This window comes from Butyrivibrio proteoclasticus B316 (assembly GCF_000145035.1).
In the GTDB taxonomy this organism is placed as follows: Bacteria; Bacillota; Clostridia; order Lachnospirales; family Lachnospiraceae; genus Butyrivibrio; species Butyrivibrio proteoclasticus.
Map to the genome: position 1 here is coordinate 221,622 of NC_014388.1, position 26,900 is coordinate 248,521.

The 26,900-nt window shown below is 41.0% G+C and carries 18 protein-coding genes; 8 read left to right on the forward strand and 10 right to left on the reverse strand.

Features of this window, described 5'->3' with window-relative positions; all coding sequences use genetic code 11:
- Window positions 1-22: 22 nt before the first annotated feature.
- From BPR_RS16055 to BPR_RS16070, 4 genes are read right to left on the reverse strand one after another with little or no spacing between them, the layout of a single operon-like run.
- Window positions 23-2,446, reverse strand: coding sequence for a glycoside hydrolase family 31 protein (locus BPR_RS16055; RefSeq protein ID WP_013282535.1), 2,424 nt, complete (start codon window positions 2,444-2,446; stop codon window positions 23-25).
- A 16-nt stretch (window positions 2,447-2,462) separates the two neighbouring features.
- Window positions 2,463-3,350 carry a carbohydrate ABC transporter permease gene (locus tag BPR_RS16060; RefSeq protein ID WP_013282536.1) on the reverse strand — a complete coding sequence of 296 codons (888 nt, stop codon included), beginning with the start codon at window positions 3,348-3,350 and terminating at the stop codon, window positions 2,463-2,465.
- Between the two features lie 13 nt (window positions 3,351-3,363).
- Entirely contained in the window at window positions 3,364-4,275 is a 912-nt protein-coding gene (locus BPR_RS16065; RefSeq protein ID WP_013282537.1) for an ABC transporter permease, read from the reverse strand.
- A 22-nt stretch (window positions 4,276-4,297) separates the two neighbouring features.
- Window positions 4,298-6,067 (reverse strand): extracellular solute-binding protein, encoded by a 1,770-nt coding sequence (locus BPR_RS16070; protein ID WP_013282538.1) that lies wholly within the window; start codon window positions 6,065-6,067, stop codon window positions 4,298-4,300.
- A gap of 206 nt (window positions 6,068-6,273) precedes the next feature.
- On the opposite strand from BPR_RS16070, the gene BPR_RS16075 reads away from it, so the two are divergent.
- Entirely contained in the window at window positions 6,274-7,026 is a 753-nt protein-coding gene (locus BPR_RS16075) for a response regulator transcription factor (protein ID WP_013282539.1), read from the forward strand.
- A 4-nt stretch (window positions 7,027-7,030) separates the two neighbouring features.
- Window positions 7,031-8,728 (forward strand): sensor histidine kinase, encoded by a 1,698-nt coding sequence (locus tag BPR_RS16080; RefSeq protein ID WP_013282540.1) that lies wholly within the window; start codon window positions 7,031-7,033, stop codon window positions 8,726-8,728.
- A gap of 27 nt (window positions 8,729-8,755) precedes the next feature.
- On the opposite strand, the gene BPR_RS16085 is transcribed toward BPR_RS16080, so the two are convergent.
- Window positions 8,756-9,919 carry a GTPase gene (locus tag BPR_RS16085; protein ID WP_013282541.1) on the reverse strand — a complete coding sequence of 388 codons (1,164 nt, stop codon included), beginning with the start codon at window positions 9,917-9,919 and terminating at the stop codon, window positions 8,756-8,758.
- 158 nt (window positions 9,920-10,077) lie between these two features.
- Entirely contained in the window at window positions 10,078-11,292 is a 1,215-nt protein-coding gene (locus BPR_RS16090; RefSeq protein WP_013282542.1) for an EAL domain-containing protein, read from the reverse strand.
- Between the two features lie 234 nt (window positions 11,293-11,526).
- Between BPR_RS16090 and BPR_RS16095 the strand changes: the two genes are divergently transcribed.
- Complete coding sequence (locus BPR_RS16095) at window positions 11,527-12,591, forward strand: tyrosine-type recombinase/integrase (RefSeq protein WP_013282543.1); 1,065 nt, start codon at window positions 11,527-11,529, stop codon at window positions 12,589-12,591.
- Window positions 12,592-12,723: 132 nt separating this feature from the next.
- Window positions 12,724-14,724: a glycoside hydrolase family 3 protein gene (locus tag BPR_RS16100; protein ID WP_013282544.1), complete on the forward strand. Its 2,001-nt coding sequence runs from the start codon at window positions 12,724-12,726 to the stop codon at window positions 14,722-14,724.
- Between the two features lie 41 nt (window positions 14,725-14,765).
- Here the strand turns inward: BPR_RS16100 and BPR_RS16105 are convergent, their stop codons facing one another.
- Complete coding sequence (locus tag BPR_RS16105) at window positions 14,766-17,228, reverse strand: glycoside hydrolase family 2 TIM barrel-domain containing protein (protein WP_013282545.1); 2,463 nt, start codon at window positions 17,226-17,228, stop codon at window positions 14,766-14,768.
- Window positions 17,229-17,424: 196 nt separating this feature from the next.
- Between BPR_RS16105 and BPR_RS16110 the strand changes: the two genes are divergently transcribed.
- Complete coding sequence (locus BPR_RS16110) at window positions 17,425-17,940, forward strand: hypothetical protein (RefSeq protein ID WP_013282546.1); 516 nt, start codon at window positions 17,425-17,427, stop codon at window positions 17,938-17,940.
- Between the two features lie 61 nt (window positions 17,941-18,001).
- Here the strand turns inward: BPR_RS16110 and BPR_RS20120 are convergent, their stop codons facing one another.
- Both BPR_RS20120 and BPR_RS16120 read right to left on the reverse strand, forming a co-directional pair.
- Window positions 18,002-19,516: a sensor domain-containing diguanylate cyclase gene (locus tag BPR_RS20120; protein ID WP_052301848.1), complete on the reverse strand. Its 1,515-nt coding sequence runs from the start codon at window positions 19,514-19,516 to the stop codon at window positions 18,002-18,004.
- Entirely contained in the window at window positions 19,513-20,580 is a 1,068-nt protein-coding gene (locus BPR_RS16120) for a substrate-binding domain-containing protein (protein ID WP_242662252.1), read from the reverse strand. Before BPR_RS16120 ends, BPR_RS20120 begins: the two co-directional genes overlap by 4 nt.
- Before the next feature lie 339 nt (window positions 20,581-20,919).
- On the opposite strand from BPR_RS16120, the gene BPR_RS16125 reads away from it, so the two are divergent.
- Together BPR_RS16125 and BPR_RS16130 are read left to right on the forward strand one after the other, a co-directional pair.
- Entirely contained in the window at window positions 20,920-21,174 is a 255-nt protein-coding gene (locus BPR_RS16125) for a DUF6465 family protein (protein ID WP_013282549.1), read from the forward strand.
- 20 nt (window positions 21,175-21,194) lie between these two features.
- The gene (locus BPR_RS16130; RefSeq protein ID WP_013282550.1) at window positions 21,195-21,953 is read left to right on the forward strand and encodes a ParA family protein; all 759 of its coding nucleotides are present in this window, start codon (window positions 21,195-21,197) and stop codon (window positions 21,951-21,953) included.
- Between the two features lie 200 nt (window positions 21,954-22,153).
- Here BPR_RS16130 and BPR_RS16135 read toward each other — a convergent pair whose 3' ends face one another.
- A complete protein-coding gene (locus BPR_RS16135) occupies window positions 22,154-23,338 on the reverse strand; it encodes a cation:proton antiporter (RefSeq protein ID WP_013282551.1) in 1,185 nt (394 codons plus the stop codon).
- Between the two features lie 364 nt (window positions 23,339-23,702).
- Here BPR_RS16135 and BPR_RS20805 point away from each other — a divergent pair, with 364 nt between their 5' ends.
- Window positions 23,703-26,852: an ATP synthase F0 subunit B gene (locus BPR_RS20805; protein WP_013282552.1), complete on the forward strand. Its 3,150-nt coding sequence runs from the start codon at window positions 23,703-23,705 to the stop codon at window positions 26,850-26,852.
- Window positions 26,853-26,900: the final 48 nt, after the last annotated feature.

The window sequence follows — 26,900 nt, forward strand, 5'->3', positions numbered from 1 at the left end:
ATTTATCAAGAACTCTCGGTAATCATTCATATGCAAATACTATTTCGTATATAGCTTTGTAGAGATCACTTGCAATGTTCATCTGCTCAAGGCTTTCCATGATCTGATCTGGAGAACCTCCGGTCTCTACCGCGCAATAGATATCTTTTTTAAGAGCAAAAGAAATCTCTGCCTGATTCAGGAATTCGAAAACCACATCGCTTACTGCATTCTTCTTAATGCCTGTATCCTCAGGAAGTGTAATGAGAATGTCATTATCCGGATCGCAACCCTCCATATCGACTATAAGCTGATTTTTGCTCTCATTATACGAGCATTCTCCCTTAAGAGATGTGTTTCTCTGAATAGATTTAACATGCTTATTGATATCTTCCATATATGCAGTCATGTCTACACCATGAATTATGACGCGATAATCTCTTTTCTCAGGGATAAGGCTTATATTTCCGGTTGGTGCCTTGATGCAAAAGCTCTTTTCATCAGACCACTTCATGATAAATTCCGTAAATACCGCGTCCCCATTCACATAATTCATGCTCTCATTGTCATCTTCATACATGGTAAAAGAGCCATCTTTTCCCACATAAACATGAATAATAAGAGAATCAGGGTTAGAACTTACTTCTTTGGTTCCTCTTCGGTCCGTCATTGGAATAATGCTTCCTTCAGGCACAAACAGGGGTATGGATTCAAGTGTGCGATAACAGTCAATGGTCCTTCCGCCAGTGTAGATCATATCTGTAAAGAAGTCATAAAACCTGCCTTCCGGAAGATATGTTGTAGTTCCGGCAACATTTATGCCTTCAATGCACTTACTTGTCACAGGATTTACGATCATTTCGGTTCCAAAGAAGTATTCATTTGGTGCCTTCTCAAAGGCCTGGTCCCACTTCAGGTTGTAATACAAAGGCTGGATTATTGGCTCGTCATTTTTATAAGCTCTGTAATTCATTGTATAAAGATATGGCATGAGCTCGTGTCTTAGCCTCAGGAATCTCTTCATTATTTCGCTTATATCTTTTCTAAAGCGCCATGGTTCTTTTCCATTAAACTCATTCTTTTCCGAATGGAGTCTCATAATTGGAGAAAAGACGCCAAACTGATACCATCTGCATTCAAGCTGGTCGTCTTTATATCCGTGGGTGTGGCCTCCTATATCATGACTCCACCAGCCATAGCCTATGTTCGAAGCCGTGGCAGTAAAGTATGGCTGGAACTGTAAAGATTCCCAGGTTATGACCGTATCACCGGAAAAACCTATCGGATATCTGTGGGAACCGGGTCCGGCATATCTTGAAAAAGTCAGAGGCCTCAGTCCTGTTCTTCCACTATCAAGGTAATGAAAATGATTTAGGATCCAGAGTGGATCAAGTCCTTTAAGCCCAGTCTTAGTACCCTGTTGCCAGTCTATCCACCAGAAATCTACTCCGTCTTTTTCATGAGGATGGCAGACACACTCCAGATAATTCTCGATAAATTTGGCATTTGCAGCATCAAATTCAACTGTCTCCTGACTACTTATATCCACTCCCATTTTCTCTGCTATGTCCTCATAGCAGTCTTCATAGGCACGTATTCCATCCGCAGGATGAAGATTGAGCGTAGTCTTCATCCCCCTGTCATGAAGATGTTTCAGAAACCGCTTGGGATCCGGAAAAAGCTCCTTGTTCCAGGTAAAACCTGTCCAACCGCTTCCATACCTGGGATCAACATCCACAATATGCCAATCCATATCTATTACTGCAACAGAAAAAGGAATATCTTCCTGGTCAAACCGCTCCAATAGCGCTTTGTAGCTCTCCTCTGAGTATTCATAATACCTGCTCCACCAGTTTCCGAGAACAAACCTTGGAAGCATTGGTGTCTTTCCTGTAAGAGCATAAAAATCGTGCAGACATCCCTTGTAATCACTGCCGTACCCAAACAGATAAATATCTGATTCCGAATGTTCACGTACAGCTACCCAGCCATCCTCCGTGATGACAAGTGAGGCGGAATCATCGAGTATTCCCCATCCATCTTTTGATAATAGTCCTGCGTCAATCGGACAGCTACCGTTTACTTCATCCAAAGTTCTTATTGTTCCACCAAAATTTCCGGCCATACCGGGTTCTTTTCCATAGTACCAGTGTCCGATATGAGATGACCTGCTATCTTTTATCTCCACCCGAAGACCTTCGGCGCTTGGCTCTTTTCCATCATAGTATACATGCAGAAAATCAGTTTCTATCTCAATTCGATCCGCAGTCTTTTTAAGAGAAAAATCCACCTTAGGAAAATCCCTGTTTAATACAACCTGCGTCGCTCTGTCTTCAAATACCTGTTCACTACTGTATTCAAACCTTATCAATCTCTTGGTGAGAATTGTAATTCTGTAATTTCCCTGACATATGATATTTCCCGGTTCCGAAACAGGATGCCTCGCAATGTTCAGTTCTTTATTCATTGTAACTCCTCCAGATTTATTCCTTTACCGAACCTATTACGATTCCTGTTATAAAGTACTTTTGTAAAAAAGGATAAATGAGCATTAGCGGAATAACAGCCACTACAATCTTGGCTGCATTGAGGTTCTGCTCAGATACCTGTGATGCTCTGATAATATCTTCCATGGTTCCGTGCTTGATTATTTCTTCCATGTTTATGGTCAGACTCTGAATATATGTCATCAGAGGGTAATTCTCTATTCTCGTGATGTATATAAGTCCGCTGTAAAAGTCATTCCAGCTGCCTACGATACTGAAAAGAGTTACTGTTGCAAGTACCGGGACAGAACATGGAATGTATACCTTTGTGAGAACCTGCAGCGGATTTGCTCCGTCAAGAGCTGCAGCCTCTTCAAGTGACTTGGGTATTCCAAGGAAAAAGTTCATAAGCAGTATTACATTAAAAATAGGTACAGCTCCCGGAAGTACCAATGCCCATATTGAATTCAGCAGATGATATCTCTTTATCGCCAAAAAAGTCGGGATCATTCCTCCATTAAAGAGCATGGCAAAAATGAGGATATTCATGTAAATATCTCTTCCATGGAACTGTTTGTTGTTCTTGGTAAGCGCGTAGGCCATGCTGACTGTCAAAATAAGATTTATGATGACCGCCAGTATTACACGCAAAATAGATATTAAAAAGGAGCGCCAGTATTGTGCGTCAGTCAGGATTTCCTCGTAGGCTACTGTATTAAAGCCTATGGGTATAAGGGATACCATATTTCCTTCTACAGCAGATGCTTTAGAAAAAGATATAGCCACGATATACCACAGCGGCAAAAGGCAGCACAATCCCAGGAAAATAACTATCGCATATATGCAGATAATACCGGCCTTTCCTGATATTCTCTTTGTATTCATATGATTTTCCTTCTCAGAATATTTTGCTATCTGTGTATTTCTTGGCCAGATGATTAGCCAGCATCATAAGCACAAAGGCTATGACTGACTTCATTAGTCCTATGGCCGTGGCAAAACTATATTGCATAGAGGTCAGGCCTACCCTGTATACGTAAGTGTCGATAATATCACCGGTCTCATATACCGGTGCAGTATAGAGGTTATAAACCTGATCAAAGCCGGCATTTAAAATACTTCCAAGGCTCATTGCACACATAAGTATGATTACAGAGCGCATCCCTGGAAGAGTTACATGGATCACCCTGTCCCACCAGTTTGCTCCGTCAATTTTGGCAGCTTCATGCAGGCCCGGATCTATAGCAGTTAATGCTGCAAGATAAACTACGGAATTATAGCCGAATTCTTTCCAAACATCGCTTCCTATGAGCAATGGCTGGAAAAAAGAATTACTGCCCAGGAAATTGATGCCGGTTCCGAGAATTGCATTTACAAAGCCGTCAAGCCTGAACAGATTCTTGATCGCTGTCGCAAGAATAACCCAGGACAGGAAATGTGGAAGGTATACGACAGTCTGAATACCCTTTTTGAGCCACACATGCCTGATTTCATTTAACAGAATAGAGAAGACAATTGCCATCAGCGTTCCTATCACAATCTTACCTATTGCGATAACCAGTGTGTTTCTGAATATATTAAATCCATCGGGAATTTGAAAAAGATAGATATAATGCTTAAGTCCTACGAACTTGGATCCCAGAAATCCTTTCGCAGGCTTGTAATCCTGAAATGCCATGATGACACCAAGCATTGGTACTAGGTTGAATAATACAACAAATACCATGCCCGGTAACATCATGCACTGATAGAACACTTCTGAGGCAATATTTTTAGTACTGATCTTGGTACCTTTATTATTATTAGCCATATTGCACTCACCCGTATTTTAATTATTTGTTAGCGTAGTAATCTTCCATTTCTGCGATAATATCCGCACCGCCATAAGACATCCAGTCTGCCTTGTACTGCTCAAAGTACTCAATTGGCTGCTCACCGGTTACAATTTGGATATATGCTTTGAGTTCAAGAGTATCGAGGGCTGCTTTTTTCTGCTCCATTGCTTCAAGTGTAGGAGGATACAGTGGTGATACCCAGTTAGCATTGCCATTAGCATTAAGTCCGCCGATAGCTGCACCAAGTCCTACAATTCTGGAGTTATAGAAAGACCATCCTGTACGTGTCTCTTCTGTTACATGCTCAGGATCTTTCAAGTACTCAAGCATGATAGATGAGCTGTTCTTGTTCTCTGCTGTTGATGTGTTCTCAGGAAGAAGTTCTCCCTTAAGTACTGCCTGATGTTCGTTATAATAAACATCCTTGGTAGTAGATGGCAGGCACTCAATCTGTACAGGCTTGGTAAAGTTATCTCCGCCGTTCTGTACAAATGACATTACTTCAGGAGCTGTATCCAGAGTCTCATGTACAAGCTCATCGAAAAGAACGTTCTGGATCTTAACAGCTGCCTCAGGATGAGGATAATCCTTTCTAACAACGATAAAGTTATTGGTAGGGTTCTCATGTGCAAGGTTTACCTTGCCTGTTGAATCCTTAATTGTGTATGCAATGTACTCAGCCTCCGGATTGGCATCCTTAACATGGGAGAATCTCCAGTCAGGCATATGCCATGCACCAAATGCGATACCACACTTATTATCGATCAAAAGAGCTGTCACATCCTCATATGTTCTTGTGCCAAACTGAGGATCCAGAATGCCCTCTTCGAACCACTGATGCAAGATTTCCCAGCTTTTCTTGTTTGCATCTGATAATGTAGACCATGTAATTGTTCCATCACCATTATCAAGCCATTTTCCTACAAATCCGCCATTTGCATTGGCAATCCACTCTGCATCACCGATGCCATCACTCATGGCAATACCAATTGTTCCCTTGCCTGAAACGTCTTTATCCACGAAGGCTCTTGCTACATCAGCAATCTCCTCATAAGTTACGCAAAGATCTCCGTCTTCATCAGGGTTAATACCAAGCTTATCCATCCAGTCTTTTCTGATCCAGCAAAGTGTTGGAACTCCGTTGTCAGCGTTGGTTCCCGGAAGAGCCATCAGCTTGCCATCAAAGGTAACCATATCAAGGCCTCTTCCATCAAAAGAATCATAGATTTCTCTGATATAATCACTTGCATATTCATTAAAGACATCTGTCAGATCGCACAGAAGATCACTCTCAACAAGGTCAACCAATGTGTCATAGTTGGTAACTGTGAACATTTCAGGAATATCCCCACTTGATGTTGCAAGCGCAATATGGTTTTTATAGTCTTCATCTGCAGCTTCAATCTCATCAGTGAATGTGATATTCAGCTTTTCTTTTACATATCTAGTATATGGGTTGTCCTCAAGAGTATCTCCCGGAAGAAGCGTTGATACAGTGTGCTGTGAAGCAAGTCTTCCAATGTGAATATTAAGTTCTTCCTCATAAGGTTCAAATCCCTTAAATGCTACTTCTCCTCCGGTTGCGGAAGCACTTCCTTGTGCATCTACAGCAGCCTGAGTGTTGGTACTCTGTGTATTATCCTGTGCTGCCTGATTACCGGCAGCTGTATTTGTATCTGTACCTGTGCTACCGCATGCTGTCATCGCAAGTACGGTAGTTGAGAGTACAGCACAAGATATTAGTCTTTTTGCCTTTCCCTTTAACATAGCCTTCTCCCTTTACATTGTTTTTGTTCCCCATTAGCTAATGTATCGACATTGATATCGTAGCATTGGCATTTTAGATATTACATATAAATCTTTTTGGATTCGTATCAATTTTTTAGGACTTTTTTACAATAGATTGTAGTTCTGATTCTTGCTGTTATAATGTTCTTTATAAAAAATGTATTAATTATTGGAGGTATTTGCATATGGCCTATAATATGCTGATAGCTGAAGATGAAAAAAATGAATATGATCTGGTTATTTTTTTACTACAAAAACTCAATCTGACCGATGCCTTTAACGTTTTCCACGCTTCCAACGGAAAACAGGCTCTGGAGATTTTAAACAGAACTCCTGTAGATGTACTTCTTACTGATATAGAAATGCCCTTTGTAAGTGGGCTTGATCTTGCCAAAAAAGCCAGAGAGAACAATAAAGAGCTTCCGATCCTCTTTTTCAGCTGCTATGACAATTTTTCCTATGCCAAGACTGCCCTGTCAGTAGGTGCCTGCAATTATATGCTCAAGCCCCTTGACCCGGGCGAGTTTGAAGAAACCATGGACAGTACCTTAAAGCTACTTGATAAAACCAATCAAAAGAAAGAGCTGCCTCCGATAGACAGGTTTGAATCAGACGGGGGTAAGCACTCAGTTGAACTTGTCAAAAGATATATAAAGGCCAATTACAATAAGGATATTTCGCTTAACAGCCTCGCTGAAATGGTCTATTTAAATACAAGCTATCTGAGTACCATATTTAAAGCTGAAACAGGCTGCGGGATCAACAAATATATCAAGAATATCCGCATGGAGAAGGCCAAAGAAATGCTTCTGACCACAAATATGAAGATTTCAGATATAGGATTCAGTGTAGGCTTTAGAAATGATTCCTATTTTGTTAAAAGTTTCAGAGATCATTTTGGCAAAACGCCAGAAAAAGTGAGAAATATGGAGAGCTGAGTCTATGAAAACAGGCGTAGCATGGTATCAAAGCCTTAAATTCAGAAATAAAATTCAGATCATTTGTTTTATAGTTAGTCTGATTCCTGTAATACTATTAGGAGCCTTCTGCACTATACAGTCCAGGAGGCTTCTTGTTTCTCAGGAAGAGACCAATATCAATAATATACTGGATCAGGCAGTATCTTCACTTGATCATTATCTGTCGCTTCAGGAAGGGATCATCACCACTCTGGCCTGGGATGAAGCTATACAGGCTGCAGTTGACAAGAGCTACAGCAGCAATTATGAAATGTTTCTGGCAAATTCTGAGATTTTTGACTCCAAATTTCTTATGATACAGGCAATGCACCCCGAAATAGAGGGGATAACTCTGTATACTCAGACTAATCTGTATCCTCATGGGACTACGCTCAAACAGCTCACAGACCTCAGCGGATACAGCTGGTATGAAAAGGCTCTCTCTGCTCAGAAGCCCTTCTATATTTTTGACAGGGATAGCGGCAAGTTTTTGCTGGTCTATCTTCTTCCCTGTGATTTATATAAAAACGTCATGACCATAGCCCTGTCCTATGATTATGCTTTTTCAGATTACCAAAAACTATTTGAGGAAGATTATGCAATAGGAATATATGATAATGCAGGTCAACTGATCTTTGATCATTCATCTTTCCCGGATGCCCCTGCCGGCGATTTTTTTAAGCAGGATCTACGTGCTACGCTCGATAATGATGCCGGTTCAGGCTATTTCAGGGAAGTTTCTTCCAGCGCTACACACGGCTGGAACATAGTTATATTCAGGCCTCAGGAATTTATCACCAGTACAGCCAACTCTTTTATTCTGGTCATCATGGGTATGATCGCGCTTTGCATTATTTCTATGCTGTATCTGGGCGTTGTTCTGTCCAAGCATCTGGTAGAGCCATTGGAAAAGCTTGCCAACAATATGGACCAGATTCAGGCTGATAATTTCACGGTCACAGTCAGAAGCAGGAATAATGATGAAATAGCCAAGCTCATTGGTGCTTTTGACAACATGGCCAAACGTCTCGAGAGCACTATCCATGAACTGTATACCAACAAGCTTGCCAAACAGGAGTATCGGCTTCAGATGCTCCAATCACAGATAAATCCTCATTTTTTGTACAACTGTCTATCCATGATAAACAGCAAAGCTATACTCTCAGGCCAATCTGAGATCAGCAGCATTGCGCTCCAATTGTCGACCTTTTACAGAACAACGCTTAATAAAGGGCATAGCACTACCAGGCTGGCTGATGAATGGAGAAATACTCTTTCCTATCTCGAAATTCAGAGAATGCTCCACTCTGACTCATTTGAATTCAGTTATGATGTTGATGAATCATTATTTGAATGCAGGAGCATCAACCTGATAATTCAGCCTCTTGTCGAGAATGCCATTGTTCATGGCATAAGGTATAACGATAAAGAAAACTATATCGGAAAGATACATATTTGTATCAAACGGGATAATGACAATATTCTCATATCTGTTGAGGATAACGGCTGCGGCATGGATAAGAATACTTTGGATAATATACTGACTGCAGAAACCAAGGGCTATGGTATTAGCAATGTTGATCAGAGAATAAAGCTCTACTTCGGCCCGGAATACGGTATCAGTTACGAAAGTGAACCTGGACGTGGCACTACAGCTACAATAAAACTGCCCGGCGCATAGCGCCGGGCAGTTCCTACAATATGCATTTTATGTTGTTGCGCCTTTTGCAAATGCCTGAGCTACAGAATCAAGAATCTCTGTTTTATCCGCACCCTTAGATAACTTTTTAGCCGAATAAGCTATCTTATCCAGAACTGTATTGGATAAAGAATCCTGTAAAATTTTCTGTGCCCATTCGATATCATCAACTGTCTTCTTGCCTGTGGCGATCTGTTCAAAAATGTAAACTGAAGCTTCCCCAAGCGCAAAGACAATAGTACCTGAAATAATAGCATTTATTGAAGCCGCCCCCAGATTGATTCCGGGGATCAGCTTAAGCGACGAAACAAGCGTTTTTCCGGTAATACTGACTGTTCCTATATCCACCATGAGCTTCAGCAAGTCTTTGGTCTTCTTGGTTTTCTTTATTCCCCAGATTTTAAATATCGATTCTAACTCCAAAGATTCTGTAGGCTTTAGCAGCATAAGGTCTACCACTGGCATAGCAATTCCGCCCGCGGTGATTCCTGCTAGTGTAGCCACGCTGACCACTGCGTGTGACATAGCTCTTTTTCTTGATAAAAGGTACTTGGCTATATCCCTCTCAGAAGCCTGGAATCCGACAGGAAGGAGGCTATTTGTTAGTTCGATAAGTTCAACAATTCCGGTAGGCGGAATCACTTCTCCTTCTTTGGTCTGCTTAGGCTTGGCTATAACCGACACGATTTCCGTCAACTTGGTTGCATATTTTTTCTTGGATAAAAAAGCTTTCTCAACAATCTCTCTGGTCTTGGCAACATCATCTTCTCCATAAGACTGCGTTATTACGACAATTATAGGAACATCATCCCAATAGTCAACAGCCTCTACAAAAGAATCGATTGTCTTTGGAAAGAGCTTGGATGTGTATTTGTCAACGCAAAACCAAATGGCACTTATCTGGTGCTCTTTTCTCCTGGCTTTTATGGCGTTACTTGACCACTTTTTGACCGCGTTGACTGCCCTCTGTTCCTTGAAAAGTCCCGGCTCAATGCCGACTGTATCAATCAATCTGAAGGGCACTTTGTCATTTTCATAAATCTGGAAATCCTCAGGCCTGCCTGATCTGACTGCCTGAGCCTTTTTCATAGCCTCATCACCCAATACAGTTTTAATAAGGGTGGATTTTCCTACACCTTCGAAACCTACAACAAGTACATTTGACTTTTCCACAGTTATTCTCCTATGTAGTGAATCTTATCGCCCATTAATTATCCAAATAACGCTTTTAATTATACTGCCTTTTATACAATTGTATTTCATTTATATTCATTTATCAATGTACAAAAGCCCTATCCATAGCCATTTTAGCTAAGAATAGGGCTTCGTATTCATACATAGGTTCCATCTTCAAAATCAAGACTCTGAAGGAATGAAACAATATATACATCTTTACTTCTGGGGTTTTCCATAAAGTAGTCCTCAATAGCTACTTTATGAACATTCCCATGTTCATCTATTTGATTGGCAATACGCAGGACCCGTTTTTTACCGGCAGCATAAGCATCAAGAAGACTTTTTCTGTTAAATGCCTTTTCTATTTCATCTTTTGACTCAGGTACAGTCATATCCACAACGCTTCTTAAACAGTCATCATAAGTTCCTGTCTCAGGTATTGCTGAGTTTAAAAAGTTCTCGCGTCTCATAAATGTATAAGAATTCTTGCTAAGATTAGCAAATTTTATAACAGGAAACTTCTTATAAACTGACTCTATTAGAATTCTAACCTGCTCAAATACTGCTGATTGATCATCAAATGGATCCGTAGTCTTAATCTCTACAGGTGCTTCATCTACGCACATAGTGATAAAATCACCCTTTGGAACAGGCTCAGAAAAAATAAATCCCTGAATATAATCACAGTCACAGGTATTTATAAACTGCAGCTGCTCCTGAGTTTCCACTCCTTCAACTACGGTAATAAGATTCAGTCTGTGAGCAAAGTAAAAAACTGACTCGAGAGTAATTTTACCCTTTTCTGTAAGGCAGTTATCATTAAGAAAAGACCTGTCTATCTTAAGAATACGGGCTGGAACATCCTTAACAAAGGACATGGATGACATTCCCGATCCAAAATCATCTATAGATACCATGTATCCGGCCTGCTCAATATCATGAACCCAGTTCATGACTTTCTCTTTATCAGCCGCCACATCAGATTCGGTAATTTCTACTCCCAAATAGTATTTATCTATACCGTATGACTCAACCAATCTGTTAAGTTTTTCTATAAACTGACCATCTCCGGCGTGTTCTCTTCCAAAGTTTACGCTTATTCTAACGGCTCTGTCTCCAAGCTGTTTAATTGTCTTACAAGCATCTTCTACCACAAACCAGTCAACAAGTGAAAGCTGTCCTGCTTCTTCCAGAATAGGAATAAAATCTTTAGGAAGTACTACGGTACCATCTTTTTTGACCCATCTGACAAGCGCTTCTGCTCCACCTATAACACCTTGTTTGGCGTTGTACTGTGGCTGATAATAAGCCTGTAACTCGCCGCTTTCCATGGCCGCAACGATGTCATTTAATAGATATTTCTTTTCCATTTTTCCCTCAATTAAAAAATACAAAACAACAAAACGCAATTTCAGATTATAAGGTTGTACGCAATCTGATGTCAATATATCAAAAACAATTAGTCGAGCTATAGTGAACTATAATTTCATTTTCTTTTAATTCAAAAGTATTTATAATTCAATATATACAGATATACTTGCGTATAATTTGAATTATTCTGCAGTTTACTTTATGCTCTTTATCATTTTCATGGAGAACTTATAATGGCACCAAGAATACCGGCCCTGTCCAATGCTCAAAAGCTAAATAAAATAACAGCCGATTTGCCTGAATGTACGCAGCAATACTTCTATTCAGGCACCTCTGGCAAATCAATTTTAACAAGGATATCCTATGCCCTTGATATCAGATACTTTTTGGATTATTTAATTGCATTTGCCCCGTCTTTTCTGGACAAGAAGGTTAAAGAGCTGTCCATAGATGATTTCAGGCAAATAGAGACTTCAGATATTAATGACTTTATCAAGTGGATGGCTGAGAGTGAGCATCTCTCAGAGAGGACAAGGGCTAGAAGAAGGTCTTCAATTTCCGGCCTTTATGAATATCTTATAAATATAGAGAAAAGGCTGGAACATAATCCCGTTTCAGGCTCAGCCTCCATCGAAATCCCTGAAAATGACCGTGTAACTTACCTTAATCTTGAAGAACAGGAGAAACTTTTAAGCTGCATTAAATCCGGAACAGGCCTTACCGGTCGCCAGCTCAAATATCATGAGAAGTATAAAAAAAGAGACCTGGCCATCATTTTTCTTTTTCTGGACACAGGTCTTAGAATATCAGAGCTCCAGGCTCTTAATGTATCTGATGTAGTAATATATGAAGATCTTATAGATGATAATAAAAGCGAGTGCTATGTTCTGGCAGTCCGCAAAGACAGAAAGAACTCACTTAGCACCACTAAAATATATTTCTCAGATGAATCCAAAGCGTATATACAGGACTACTTAGACTCAAGAAAAGGGAACGGTGAAGATACATCTGATAATTCCCCTCTTTTTACTACTACAACCGGAAAGCGCCTGTCTATCCGCGAGATTCAGCAGATGCTCAAAAAATATGTAGCCGTTTCATTAAACCGCAATGATATCAGTATAGGCAAACTCCGCTCCAGCTTTGCAATGGAGTTTTATAAGCATGAGAAAAATATCCTCATTCTCCAGCAGCGCCTTGGTCATAAATCAATTACTGCCACCAACATGTATGCCCGCGCCAGTGACCGTGAGGAAGCCGTCAAAGACTCCAGGAACTGGAGGCAAAATAAGAATTAACACTCCCATTACTTAAATCTCTTAAATTTATATAAAATAAGATGCTTACTAACTTTATCTGCATTTATAGATGATAAAATGGACAGTGGCGTTCAATTTACCAACAATTTTCTCAATGGGGGGTTCTATAAAATGAAATCAAAGTTTTCCAAGATTTTATCAGTATTACTAACTCTGACTCTTTTAACAGGAACTTATACCCTGACTGGCTGCTCTTCTGTCAAGGGTGAAGCCAAAGTCACCCGGATAATGGAGCAGATGTCTCTTGATGAAAAGATCTCGCAAATGATAATCCCGGCAATCCGAACCTGGAACGAAGAAAATGTTACTGATCTATCTGCTGTTCCACAGCTAAGAGAGGCTCTAAGGCGCCACCAGTACGGCGGCATAATCCTGTTTGGTTCCAATATCACCGGAAATGAGCAGGTGACAAGACTATTACACGACCTTCAGGACAATAACAGTCAGATAGAAGGTGTGGCGACGCATATTCCTTACCTCACACCGGTTGACGAAGAAGGCGGAATCGTTATAAGGCTTACTTCCGGAACCCGTATGACCGGAAACATGGCAATCGGAGCAACTACAGATTCTGTTAAAAATGCAGAGGAAACCGGCAGGATTCTCGGAGAAGAGCTTGCTGCTCTCGGCTTTAATGCTGATTTTGCACCTGATATAGATGTAAATAATAATCCTTCAAACCCGGTTATCGGCACAAGGTCTTTTTCTGATGATCCAGATCTTGTCTCTAAGCTTGGAAAAGCTTATGCCAAGGGACTTTCAGAGAACAATATCATAGCTACATATAAGCATTTCCCGGGTCACGGTGACACAAGCGTTGACAGTCATATAGGCACTCCATCCGTTGAAAAGACCTATGATGAGATCAAAAAGACTGAACTTGTACCATTTGAAGCAGCGATCAAAGATGGCGCTGAGATGATAATGACAGCTCACATAACCTATCCTCTTATCGACGAACCCAAAACCTTTGGAGATGGTGTGACCCAAGGCTTTTTCCCGGCAACCATGTCCAAAAAGATAATTACAGACATATTAAGAACAGATATGGGCTATGACGGCGTTGTTGTTACCGATGCACTTGAAATGGATGCAATCGATGACGCGGGCCTTGTACCCGGAGCAAAGGGCTCTGCAGAATACAGCATAAATATTGCCACGGAAGTCATAAACAGTGGTGTAGACATACTCCTACTACCAATGGATCTTAAAAATGCTCAGGCAGCAACTTTCTATGATGACTATATTGCTGGTATTGGAGCTAAGGTTACTTCCGGAGAAATCAGCCAGGATAGAATTGACGAAAGCGTACAGCGCATTCTTACACTTAAAGCCAAGCATGGAATGTTGGACGATTCTGATGCAGCAAATTCTGATATAGAAAAAAATGTCTCAGACAGCATATCTATTGTTGGTTCCAAGAATCACCATGATGCTGAAATGAATATGGCAAGACAGGCTATTACAGTAGTAAAAAATGATGATAATGCTCTTCCGGTTTCAAACGAAACCAAAAACATCTTCATTCTTGGCAGGCAAAATGCTGATGCGACCACTTTGCAGTTCGCAGTTGATGAGCTTAAAAAAGGCTCTTTCATTGCTCCGGATGCCACAATAAACATTGACTATTACTATGATTCATCAGCAGACGTCAAGCTTCACTATACAGATGATATGAAAGATAAAATATCGGCTTCCGATGTAGTAATTGGTTTTTCCTACGCTTCGGGCAATGGTGCCCTCGATAAGAGCGGCCCCCAGTATATTGGAATAACAAGTGCTATCAATGATATCCATGCTGCCGGCGGAAAATTCATACTTGTAAGTGAAAATCTTCCATATGACGCTGCAATTTATAAGGATGCAGATGCAATTGTACTTGCCTACATGGGTTCTGCCCTTGGCACAGATCCTACTGATAAAACCGACAGCGGATCCGGTTTAAAAGCAACAAACGCCAACATCGTTGCTGCCATCGAGACTGTTTTTGGATCAAATAAAGCCCAGGGCCATCTTCCTGTTAATGTCCCTGACGTTACAGAAAACAGTGATGGTACCCTGAGCTATAGTTCTACATATCTATATGAGAGAGGTTTTGGTATTACAGACTGAGTATATCTGCCTGTAGTATTATCGAACAGTAACAATTATTTCTATTGAACTTCTACTGATTCAGCCACATGACCGATGCCCTCGGCAGAGACGGTAATTGTGCAACTTCCATGGGTGTATCCGGCTCGGAGAATAACCATAGCACGGCCTCTGAAGCTCGTAGTATCGCCATCTGTATAATTATCCTCCGTTTTTGGATCAGCAGATCCAAAACCTGCCAGAGAGGCGCATCCGGTCACTTGTGCGCTGAGTTTGATTTCCGCATCCGGAACTACATTTCCAACCTGATCTGTTATTTCCACACCTACATATATCAGATCATGTCCGTCAGCCTGCATCGATCTTTTTTCCGGTAAAAGACATATCTTAGCAGGTTTGCCGGTTGTAACCAGGCTGTCACGACTCACCTCTTTGCCAGAAGTATAGCTTACAGCCACAACTTCTCCCGGCTCGTAAACAGTATCAAAGCTTGCTGAATACGGCAGTGGGCGCTCCACTCCAACCGGTTTTCTACCAATAGATTTCCCATTTACAAACAGCTCAACTTCCTCAGCATTAGAGATAACGACGAGTCTGATGTTTTTCTTTTCCCATCCTGAATAATTCCAGCTGCCCAGTAATGCAGGAAATCCCCACATTGTCATCGCCTCTTTTTTACCAAAGGTCTCAGGATGCATTGAGAAAAGGTGTGTTTTACTGTTTCCCCATACAACGCTTCTATACGCTCCCTGCGGCATCATATGACCTGTTATATCAAAATCCGCATCGTTAGCACATCTCCACGGGTATGGTGAGCCTGATGGCGGCATAAGTGACCAGCCATTGGTCTGAACTGCTGTGTCTGATTCATCTACATAGACAGCTTTTCCTATACCGGCTTCTCCAAGATAATCCCACGCGGTCCATGTAAAATCGCCTATAACATAGGGGAGTCTTTCTACCATAGGCCATCTAAAGCCTATTTCCTTTGGGAAATTCTCAGAGCCAAGGATAACCCTCTCAGGGAACATCTCATGATCGCGCTCATACAGCTCTTCCATGTAGTTATAACCGACCATATCAAGCCCGTTTGTGAATGGTTCTGTTATAGTTTCCCAGCTTGTGTCAAAAAGACCTTCTGAAGTGTTCTGAAGCTGACTCTTAGTGCCTACAAGTTCATCGTCAAGTCCACTCCACAGCGAACATATTCCATTGCTGACAGGTCTTGTACCGTCAAGCCTTCTAATGGTTTCCGCAAGCGAAGTCGCAAGCTCATAGCCGTTATCAAGGCCTCCCCTTTCAGGAATTTCATTTCCGGTAGACCAGATGATCACACATGGATGATTTCTGTCTCGTCTTACAAAAGCTGTCAGATCTTTTTCCCAGTCAGTATCAAAAAACTGGCTGTAATCTCCGCCTCTCTTGGCAATTCCCCAGGCATCAAACGCTTCATCAAAGACATACATACCAAGTCTGTCGCAGGCCTCTATCAGCGCTGCAGATGGTGGATTGTGAGCAGTTCTTATAGCATTAAAGCCCTCTTCCTTGAGCTTTTTAACTTTTCTCTCCTCCGCTGCATAAAGAGAAACTGCGCCCAGAAGGCCATTATCGTGGTGAAGACATCCGCCTTTTAGCTTCACTGTCTTGCCATTTATCCTAAGACCGCGAATAGAATCAGCTGTAATTGTCCTGATTCCGAAAAGTGTCTCCTCTTCATCAGTTTCAGTTGTCTCTTCCTGAATAAAATGCGTTCTGTACGTGCCAAGACTCTTTACACTTGCCTTAACCTTGTACAGGTATGGGTTTTCAGCATCCCATAATAGCGGATCTTTGACGTTTATTGCCATTTTCGCAGTTTCGCTCTTGCCTGCGCCAATCTGAATAACACGCTTTACGACACACTCTTTTTCCTCAGAGTTCTCCTTACAAATCGTAAGTGTGACCTCCGCAAGCCTGTTTTCCAGTGTCCTGTTTGCCACCTCTACTTCTGCTTCAAGAAATGCATAGCCATCAGCTACTTCTTTCGTGCGTACAAATACTCCATCCGGCACTATATGCACCCTTGAACCATGGCAAAGTCTGACTCCGCGATATAAACCGGAGCCTGTATACCAGCGGCTGTTAACGTACATACTGGTATTACAGTTTACGGTTATTCTATTCTCTTTTCCAAATGTCACATAATCTGTGAGATCAACATAAAAAGGCGCATAGCCATAGTGCTGGCTTCCAACCTTGTAGCCATTTATATCCACTGTAACATTCATCATGGCTCCATCAAATTTAAGACCAACACACTCATTTTCCCATTCCGTAGGAATCATCAGATACTTGGTATAATTTGTCAGACCTCCAACAAAATATCCGCTATCTGACCTTGCCGGCGCATCTGGCCTAACCTGCGTTCCGATCATTCCATCATGCGGAAGATTAACCTCCTGCCCCTTATCCTCTTGCAGTGCACCAAGAGAATCAACAAATCCATTTCTAAAAGTCCATTTTTCATCAATGCATTGTTTATTCATTCATGTACCCCCGATTATATTTCCCATACACGCCTATATCGGCTTGTAGTCTCAATTATACTATTATCCCCATCAAATAAAAATGTATCCTGAAAATATTAAATAAATCTTAAATTCACTTTAACGCTCAACCGAAGTCACATTAACATGCTATCATAAATACTGATGTTTAATTCTATTCCTGGGGGAAAATAGTATGTCTGAAAATGTCAAAATAGTACCTGCTTCCTGCACTCAATGCGGCGGTACAGTCGAAGTTGATCCACAAACTGATATTGCAACCTGTCCTTTTTGCGGAACTCCGTTCATCGTTGAAAAAGCTATCAATAATTACAATATCCAGCATGCCAAAATTGAGCACGCGGATAATGTAAATATCGATATGACAGGTTCTGTTAAGTCTGTTCTTGATTTTGTTGGAGAGCAGATGAAAGAAAGCCGCGCTGAAAGAAGAGAAGCTAGAAAAATAGAAGCTGAGAACAGCAAAATGATCACCAGGGGCTTCTTAAAGATTTTCGGTATTGTATGTATCATGGGAATGATTCTCGCCATTGCAAACTTCATTATCTTCCAGATAAGAGGAGATGACGATTCTTCCTATTCAGAATCAGAAGAGTATTCTTCAGAAGCATACAGCTCAGATGAAAATGATCTTGAAGACGATGATTTTGAAAAAGCTGATTTTTCCGGAGAGTTTAATCTCTCCTACTAGGTTCTGCAAACAGACACCAAAAAAAGCTGAGTTATGATTTTTTTTATAACCCAGCTTTTTATCATGGTTCATCTTCCGAAAATTCTCTTGTCTTAGCTCCCATGCTCTTGAGCTCTTTTTTACGATCATACATCATATGATCTGCTCGTTCGAATACATCATGTAACTGCTCATCGGTAGGCAAAAGCGTGGAATAACCAATTGAAACAACAACTCCATTTTTTCCGATGTTTTCTTCAACCTGTTTGTTAAAAGCAGCTATTACTTCGCCTCTGGTATCATATCCTTTTCCAATCAAAAGAACTACAAACTCATCGCCACCGGTTCTGTATACCGAGCCATGGCTGAAAACATCACAGATCAGCGCACTTGCTTCCTGGATCAACAGATCACCTGCCGCATGTCCCTTGGTGTCATTAACATATTTAAGACCATTTATATCACAGGCAACCAGCGCCAGCTTATCAATAGTACCTTCACGAATCCTACTGTTCAAGAGAGATTCCGTTTCCATGTAGGCATGTTTATTTCTGACTCCGGTCAAAGAATCCGTGTTTGCCATGCTCTTGAAAACTTTGCTGTTTTCTTTTTCTTCATCGAGTTTTTCATTTGCAACTCGTCTGAACAAATAGAATAATACTGCAGAAAACAGAGTAGCTACAACAAGCAGGAACAATATCTGGAAATGATTGGTAGCAAGACTCTTTTCACTAATCTCCTGGATCTGATCCTGAATAACACTCTCACGAATCATTACTACCAGCTCCCAGCCGGTATCAGGTACAGGTTCATAGCATATAGTATCTACAACGCCATTTATTGTAAAAGTAAGCGTTCCTTTCTTGGATTCAGCAAAATCTTTACGAAATGCTTCCCACTTATCATCCGAAACATTGCCCTTCGTGGCATCAATAATGTTTTGGGTTCCAATCAATTGACCAAGTTCTGTCTCTGAAAGGTTTCCCCCATTTGTTGAATAAAGAGCAAAATGCGTACTCTCCTGATCATCAAAAGCAAGGAGATCTACAATATCATTAATATCAATTTGGACAAAGCAGGCTTTAAACTGCTTACCCATTATCTTATTGTCTATCGGAATAGCCAGACACAACTCCTTGGACGAACCGTAGATGAAAACAGTACTTATCATCTTCCCTTCCAGTTTCTCTTCAGCCAAAAAAGCGTGCCGACTACCACCGGTATATGTTGTATATTGTGTGTAAACTACGTTATCCTCGTCTACCAGTGCAAAACGATTAAGAGACAAGAGCCTCTTCATCCTACCAATAGCCGCTCTAAGATCTTTCTGCGATTCTATCTGTTCATCATCAATGACGCTTACAGCCTTTTCCATGTAATCAAAATTATTGTTGATCAGATTTGTAATAGTCCTGGCACGTCTGTCAGCCATTGATTCCAGATAAAAGGCACTTACTGCAGAAACTGCCTGATTTGTGGATGAAATAGCCTGTTTAGAAGCCCAATAAGTATTGGCGATTACCATTACCATGATAAGAACACTTCCTATCGCCGCAGTTACTGAAACTGCCTTTTCAGTAATCCTTCTATTCTTCATTGAGAAGTATCTCCATACAAGATTTCCAGCATCGGTGCAGCCTCTTCCTGATAAATAACAGTTGTATTTTCATCAGTTTTATCCGGGAACAAATCTCCCGGCAAATTACCATCTGCAATTTTCACAGCAACCTGCAGGGTATCAAAGCCAATTGAATAGCAATCCTGCACTCCAAGGCAGTATATAACCCCATCCCTGAGATACCGAAGTGCCTCCTGATCATGGTCCATTCCTACAATTACCGCCTTACTTCCAAGCTCAGTAACTGCTCTTGCCGTTCCAACAGGATTACTCATGTTACAACATACAAAGCCATCCAGATCGGGATAATCCTTAAGTATTTTTATAGCAAGTTCATGCGCCACATCGATGGAGTCCATATCATACTCTACAGCTACTATTTCCATATTTTTATATTTGGCTATAGTGTCCTTGGCTCCCTTTGCCCTGTCTTCATGGCATGGTGCTCCATGGCTTCCAACAAGTATAGCAATCTTTCCTTTGTAGCCCAGCTTCTGGCACAGAGCTTCTGTTAAATCCGCCCCATCCTGATAATTATGTGTATTTCCAACATAAGCAATTCGCTTGCAATCAGGTGCCGCATCAGAACTTGAGAAAGTCATGACTTTTTGTCCGGATGCTACCATTTTATCAAGCACAGGGGAGATTTTTTCCTCATCTGCCACATCTACTCCGATAACATCATAATTTCCTTTCTCAGCAAGGGCTAACCTTTTAATCTGGTCCTCATAAGAAGCAGCGTTTGGAGCCATATATTCATAAGTAATAACTACGCCCTTTTCAAGATATTTCTTCTGAGCATCTTCCATTCCTAGAGCAACAGCATCCCACCAGGGATGAACTATCTTATAAGTAAAGTAAAAATTGTAACTTTTCTTGGCGGGAACATAGTCATCAAGTTCATGGACAAATTCTACTACGTTTTCGGCGTCTTCCGTATTTTTCTTAGTATCAGTTGAATATCCACTACTTGTGCCTGCAACAGCAAGAGTAAGCACTACAATCAGAAATTTATGAAGTTTGTTTTTCATATTTCCGGACATAGTATTCCTCCTTGCAGACATAATCATCATTATGACTAATCATCTACTATAAATAATACTATATTCCGCTAGTTTTTATTCTTAAATATATATTAAAGATTGCTATAACATTCTTTCTCAAATCATTTAAAAGAATAAATTATTTATAAAGAATCCCTCTTCCTGTCAAGCTTATACTCATAAAACTCACCCGGATTAAAAATAACATCCGCTACCAATTCTTTGTTTTCTTTAAAATCGTAATATAGAGTTTCTTGTCTGAACAATATAGCTATATTATCTTCGTTTTGATACAATATATTTTGTGGTTATTCAGATTATCAGGGGGAGGAATCAGTAATGGCTAGAAAAAGTAGTGTTGAACGCGCTATTGAAGCCACAGGCGGTTTCAAAGCAGCGTCCAAGAATATTGTAGTTCAGTATCAAAACATGGACCGCAGAATGGATGATATTCTGCAGCAAATTAGAAATGACGTGTTATCCAGGGGTGTCAACGAAGCCGACATTGCCAAGGTAGATGTTTACATCAAGCCTGAGGAGCACAAGGTTTTCTATGTTATTAATGAAGAAATCAATGGCAGCATAGATTTCTAAAGGGGAGGGGGAGATATAATATGCCTACAGTATTTGTTGTTGCCAACCAAAAAGGTGGTATTGGTAAGAGTACTACCGCCACTAATCTTGCCGGGATCATCGGCAGAAACCATAAGACCCTCCTGATCGACGCAGATCCTCAGGGTAACAGTACCAGCACCTACAATGCTCAGATTGAAGATGTTGCTACACTTTACGATGTTATCATCGATTCAGATAAGCTTCCTATTTCCGAAGCAATTCAGCACACCGAAAATGGCGATATAGTTGCATCAGACCCACTTCTTGTCAAAGCGGAGAAAATGCTTGATGGCGAGCTTGAAGGGTTCTACAGACTAAAAGATGCTCTCGATAACCTTGAGGGTTATGAATACATAGTCATAGATACTGCACCGTCTCTTAACATCATCCTGTACAACTGCCTGATCGCCGCTGACAAGGTTATCATTCCTGTAACTGCTGATTCCTACGCTATGCAGGGTATTCAGCAGCTCTATGACACAATAATGTCTGTCAAACGCAGGCAAAACAAGGATCTTTCTATAGCAGGTCTTCTGCTAGTCAGATATTCAGGACGTTCTAATTTAGAGCGGGAAACAAGAGATAATATCGAGAATATCGCGCAAAAAATGGATACAAAGCTCTTTAAAACAGTCATTCGTGAATGTGTAAAGACTAAAGAAGCTCAGGAAGCTAAAAAGCTCCTGATAGATTATGCCCCTAAATGCAACACTTGTCTTGATTATTTGGACTTTGTCAAAGAACTCAAGATCAAATAAAGACATCTACAAGAAAGCATGTTGCTTGCAACATGCTCGCGCCGAGCGCGGTTGCATTTATGCAACATTTACCTATCGCGCGAGTGCGCATCCATAGCGGAGCGTTTTTTTATGATATAGGAATTTCGGAGAAATTTCCTATATCATAAAAAACACCTATCTGTGGTAGCAACCACAGATAGGTGTAATTTTTGCTATTTTTATGATATTTTTCGTTTCTCATCTGAAGCATAAATTGCTTTCATAATTATAGGTGTAAGTATAGAACTAAGAATTATCAAAAGAATTACCGCTGTAAAGTATCTACTGTCAATAATATCAGCTTTAAGGCCTCTCTGAGCAACAATAAGAGCAACCTCGCCTCGTGTCATCATTCCAACACCAATTTTAAGAGCATCAGATGAATTGTACTTAAGACACTTAGCTACAAGTCCGCATCCAACGACCTTTCCGAGAAGTCCAACAATAACAAACGCTATTGAAAATGTTATTATTGTCATATCTACAGATCTGAGATTTGTCTGAAGTCCTACGCTTGCAAAGAACACTGGTCCGAAGATCATGTAGGAATTGATATCCATTTTTCTGTCGATGTACTCTGAAGTATCCAGGGAGCTCAGGATTATTCCCGCAACATATGCACCTGTAATGTCGGCAACTCCAAAATATTTGTCTGCAACGTAAGCCATTGCAAAAGCAAGCGCAAGGCCCAGAATCGGTATTCTTCTGGTATGAGGCCATCTCTGCTCTATCTTCTTCATGATCATGAAAACAACTATTCCAACTACTATAGAAAGCGCAAAGAATGCAATTGTCTTAATACATACAGCAGCCAGATTGGCATTTGGATCTTTAAGTCCGAGAACTGCAGTAAGTACTACGATTCCTATTACATCATCTATGATCGCTGAACTCATGATCGTCGTTCCAACATCTGTAGAAATCTTGCCCAACTCTTTTAATACCTGGACTGTAATACTTACAGAAGTTGCTGTCAGAATTGTTCCTATAAAAAGAGCCTTTGTAAAATCTGCAGAGCCCGGAGCAGCCATGCCGTAAAAAGCCATATACAAAAGAGTTCCCAGAACTAAAGGCACTGCAACACCTGTGCAGGCAAGGATTGTTGACTTAAGGCCTGACTTTTTGAGCTTATCAATGTCCGTCTCAAGGCCTGCACTGAACATCAAAAGAATTACGCCAATTTCAGCCATTCCTGAGAGAAAGTCTCCGGACTGAACAAGATTGAAAAGAGTCGGCCCTATAAGCAGACCTGCTATTATTTCACCAGCAACCTGCGGAGCTTTCAGCTTTCTGGCAATGAGTCCGAAAAATTTGGCAGCTACTAATATAATTACAAGATCTCTTAGAATCTGCAATGTATCCATATTGTTTATACCTCCATTCATTAAGCACCAAGCTTCGAGTATGACTCATTTATCTTAATTAGTCAAGGTTTTATACAACATCATAATTAGCGCAAGGCATTACATTTTTATACATGAATATGATTACAAATTTTTCAAGATTTTTACACAATTTTAATAAAATAGAGTGATTTATTGCACAATTTAACGCAAATATGATGTTAAATGTGATAATAAACTCGTATAATAAACTTAGAATAAAAAAATTAATAGTAGACTATACTATCTTGTAATTCATCGTTTTTTCATAATCAAATCTACTATTTAAACTAAATTTTTGTATCAATTATTACGATATATCTGAGTGAAAGTGAGGGAGAAAAAAATGAAAAAAAACAATTTATTATCTGCAATCACAATAGGTATTTCAGCAATGATGGTGCTGCAATCTCCTGTCTCCGCATATGCAAGCGAAAACCTCGAGAATCTTGACAGCCTTGATAATTCAAATCCTGGCGTTACAGAAGAACAGGCGCAGCCTGAAACTCCATATGAGCCGATAACTGAAGATGTACAAAGTGCTGCTGATACTGCTATAGATGCCTGCGTTAGTACTCCCGCAGCTGAAGATACAGGTTCAGGAGAACAGAGCCAGCCAGCTCAGGAACAGCAGGCTGAAACCAATCAGGTTGTGGCTCAGGAGGAAGTTCAGCAGGCTGCTGATATTATTCTAAATGGCGATTCTGAGAGTGGAACCCCAAGTGCATCTGAGCAGAAACAGACTCAGGAAGTCAAAGACCTGATAGCAGCTGCTACTGCAGTTGCAACAGACAGTACTGATGAAGAGGGCAATAAAGTCAATTCAGCAGTAACAAGTTATGATGAAGCTGCAAAAGATATCGCTGATGCCAAGGAAAATCTTACTAAGGCAGAGGAAGCTAATAAAGAAGCTGACGCAGCACATAAAGAAGCTGTTACTGAAGTTACAAACGCTGCTGCAGAACTTGTTTCTCCTGCAGGAATCGTAGATACTGCCAACAATATCTCCGGTACAGTTTCAGATGCAAATAAAGATGCTGAGAAACTCGTTGAATCTATAGAAAAAGCTGAATCAGAAGAAGAAGCTACACAGATCATCGAGAATCTTACAACGCTTATCACTACTGCCGAAAGCACTGTTCAGCTGCAGAAAGAGCATTACGGCACACTTTCTACAGCTTACGATAAAGCCATTAAAGAACTTAACGAAGCTCAGGCCACCCTTGCTGAAAAAGAAGAGGCTCTCGGAAATAATATTGATCAGGCTTCCTTAAAGATCGCAGACGCAGAAGCAGAAGTTGCTGCTGCTCAGCAGAAAGTAGATAACCTTGGAGCTGCACTTGAAGCAGTAGAAAATATGCTCGATAACTCCTCCACACCTACTGATGGAGATACTCTTAATAAGAAGCGTGGAAATAACTGGAGCGGCAAATTCACTACAAATGTCGATAACAGCCGAAATATCATGAAGGACGTTGTCGTTAACTACTACCTTCCACAGGTCGCTAGAAAGAATATCATAACTAATGATCCTTCACATCCATATGTATTCTCCAACCCTGACCCAAAGAATGTAGATTACGAGCACAGATATACGACACTCGAATACTATTATGTTGATGACAATGGAAGCATCCAGAAAGATACCAAGTACTTTAACTGGGATTCAATTTCCAAGGCTGACTTCAATAACCAGAATATTGGTAAAAATGAAGGCGACACCGGAATTGTAATGTATGAAAAGACTCTTGAAGAAGTAAACTCAGTTCAGGACTATGAGAAAGCTGTAGAACTTGCCAAGTCTTATTACAAAGATAATCCTGATTTCAAGAGAAATGGCTTACCGCTTACACATGGCAATAATTATAAGAGATGCACAGAGCAAGGCTGGTTCAACGTATACACCTACATGGATGGTGATGAAAAGAAATTCATCGTCCATGGCGAGCTTACCGGACCTCAGACAGGTACCAGTGTCGGTGTAACACCTGCATTTACTTCGTTTGTAGACGCAAACGGTGTAGAGCATGAGCTGACACTTGTTCCAGCACCATCAGAGGCTAACACTAATGGCCTTTACAAAGATGCTAACTGCCTGATAATTGGTGATAATGCTACACTTACAAAAGTCCTTAACGGAACTGATGGATATAGCTACGTTCATGACAATGTAGTTGACAAATATGGAATCAGCGAAGAGACCGTTAGCAGGCTGCTAGCTGATAATCAGAAACTAAATGATTATATAAGCGATAATACTACCGCAGCCCTTGTTAACAGATACGCCAACTACAGAAAAGAAGTAGATGAAGCAAAGAACGCTGCTCAGGTAGCTACTGATCAGGTCGCTGCTCTAAAGACAGCTATGGAGACTGTAGAAGCTGCCAAGACTAATCCAAACAGGAATCTGACAGCTAAACAGATACTTAAGGTTGACAGTGTAGCTGATTATCTTGGTCTTGAACTTACATCTACACAGGCAGCAAGTCTTGATCAGATGAACATGACTCAGCTCAAAGAAAAGCTTCAGGAATTAAAAGCTGAGGCTGATAAGAAGGTTGCAGATGCCATCGATGAGATGATCATTGTCAGAGGCAAAAAAGATAAGGCAGATCAGATATTAAAGAAGTTATTCCCTACTCCTGATCCTGAACCGGAAGTTGAACCGGAACCAGATCCTGGAACTGGTGGAACACCAACTACTCCTACCACACCTGATCCCGGAACTGGCGAAGCTCCAACTACTCCTACCACACCTGATCCTGGAACGAGCGAAACTCCAACTACTCCTACTACACCTGACGGACCTACTACTCCTGCAACAGGCGGTACATCAACAACACCTACTACTGATGCACCTACTACTCCTGCAACAGGCGGTACATCAACAGCTCCTACTACACCTGACGGACCTACTACTCCTACTACCGGAGAGGTTGCATCCGCTACAACATATTCAGCTCCTACAGTTGCACCTACAGATGCAGGAACAGTAACTCCTACAACTATAGCTGATGCTACTCCAGCTCTTGCAGCTACTCCAGCTCCTGCAGCACCTGCTGTTCAGAGCCTTGTAGATACACCTGATACCCCTATTATTCCAGCGGCTCAGGCTGTTGCAGACGATCAGATTACTCAGCCAGGTGGTGATGACCAGACTTCTCAGCCAGGTGGCGGAGATCAGGTAACTCAGCCAGGCGGCGATGAAGTTCAGCCCGCACCTGTACAGATTGAAGATGGTACTACTCCTCTTGCAGCTGGTGCTAACTCAGAAAATCTCCAGGCAAATAGTGATGTTCACCCTGATGATTCACTGGCTAATCCTGTAGACATCTTGGATGATGACACAGCTCTTGCATCTACAATTACTGATAGCACCCAGAAGACAATGAGCTGGTGGTGGCTCCTCATAATTGCTCTTCTTGGAGCAACCGGCAAGAAGATGTACGATGAGCACATGGCCAAAAAGGAAGAGAAGGACAATCTGGATAAGTAACTGATCCAAGCAATTATGATCGCACAAAATGTGTGTATGCGAAAAGTA

Coding starts and splice junctions, on each gene's coding strand:
- BPR_RS16055 (WP_013282535.1), bottom strand. CDS start 2,446: ATGAATAAAGAACTGAACATTGCGAGGCATCCTGTTTCGGAACCGGGA.
- BPR_RS16060 (WP_013282536.1), bottom strand. CDS start 3,350: ATGAATACAAAGAGAATATCAGGAAAGGCCGGTATTATCTGCATATAT.
- BPR_RS16065 (WP_013282537.1), bottom strand. CDS start 4,275: ATGGCTAATAATAATAAAGGTACCAAGATCAGTACTAAAAATATTGCC.
- BPR_RS16070 (WP_013282538.1), bottom strand. CDS start 6,067: ATGTTAAAGGGAAAGGCAAAAAGACTAATATCTTGTGCTGTACTCTCA.
- BPR_RS16075 (WP_013282539.1), top strand. CDS start 6,274: ATGGCCTATAATATGCTGATAGCTGAAGATGAAAAAAATGAATATGAT.
- BPR_RS16080 (WP_013282540.1), top strand. CDS start 7,031: ATGAAAACAGGCGTAGCATGGTATCAAAGCCTTAAATTCAGAAATAAA.
- BPR_RS16090 (WP_013282542.1), bottom strand. CDS start 11,292: ATGGAAAAGAAATATCTATTAAATGACATCGTTGCGGCCATGGAAAGC.
- BPR_RS16095 (WP_013282543.1), top strand. CDS start 11,527: ATGGCACCAAGAATACCGGCCCTGTCCAATGCTCAAAAGCTAAATAAA.
- BPR_RS16100 (WP_013282544.1), top strand. CDS start 12,724: ATGAAATCAAAGTTTTCCAAGATTTTATCAGTATTACTAACTCTGACT.
- BPR_RS16105 (WP_013282545.1), bottom strand. CDS start 17,228: ATGAATAAACAATGCATTGATGAAAAATGGACTTTTAGAAATGGATTT.
- BPR_RS16110 (WP_013282546.1), top strand. CDS start 17,425: ATGTCTGAAAATGTCAAAATAGTACCTGCTTCCTGCACTCAATGCGGC.
- BPR_RS20120 (WP_052301848.1), bottom strand. CDS start 19,516: ATGAAGAATAGAAGGATTACTGAAAAGGCAGTTTCAGTAACTGCGGCG.
- BPR_RS16120 (WP_242662252.1), bottom strand. CDS start 20,580: ATGTCCGGAAATATGAAAAACAAACTTCATAAATTTCTGATTGTAGTG.
- BPR_RS16125 (WP_013282549.1), top strand. CDS start 20,920: ATGGCTAGAAAAAGTAGTGTTGAACGCGCTATTGAAGCCACAGGCGGT.
- BPR_RS16130 (WP_013282550.1), top strand. CDS start 21,195: ATGCCTACAGTATTTGTTGTTGCCAACCAAAAAGGTGGTATTGGTAAG.
- BPR_RS16135 (WP_013282551.1), bottom strand. CDS start 23,338: ATGGATACATTGCAGATTCTAAGAGATCTTGTAATTATATTAGTAGCT.
- BPR_RS20805 (WP_013282552.1), top strand. CDS start 23,703: ATGAAAAAAAACAATTTATTATCTGCAATCACAATAGGTATTTCAGCA.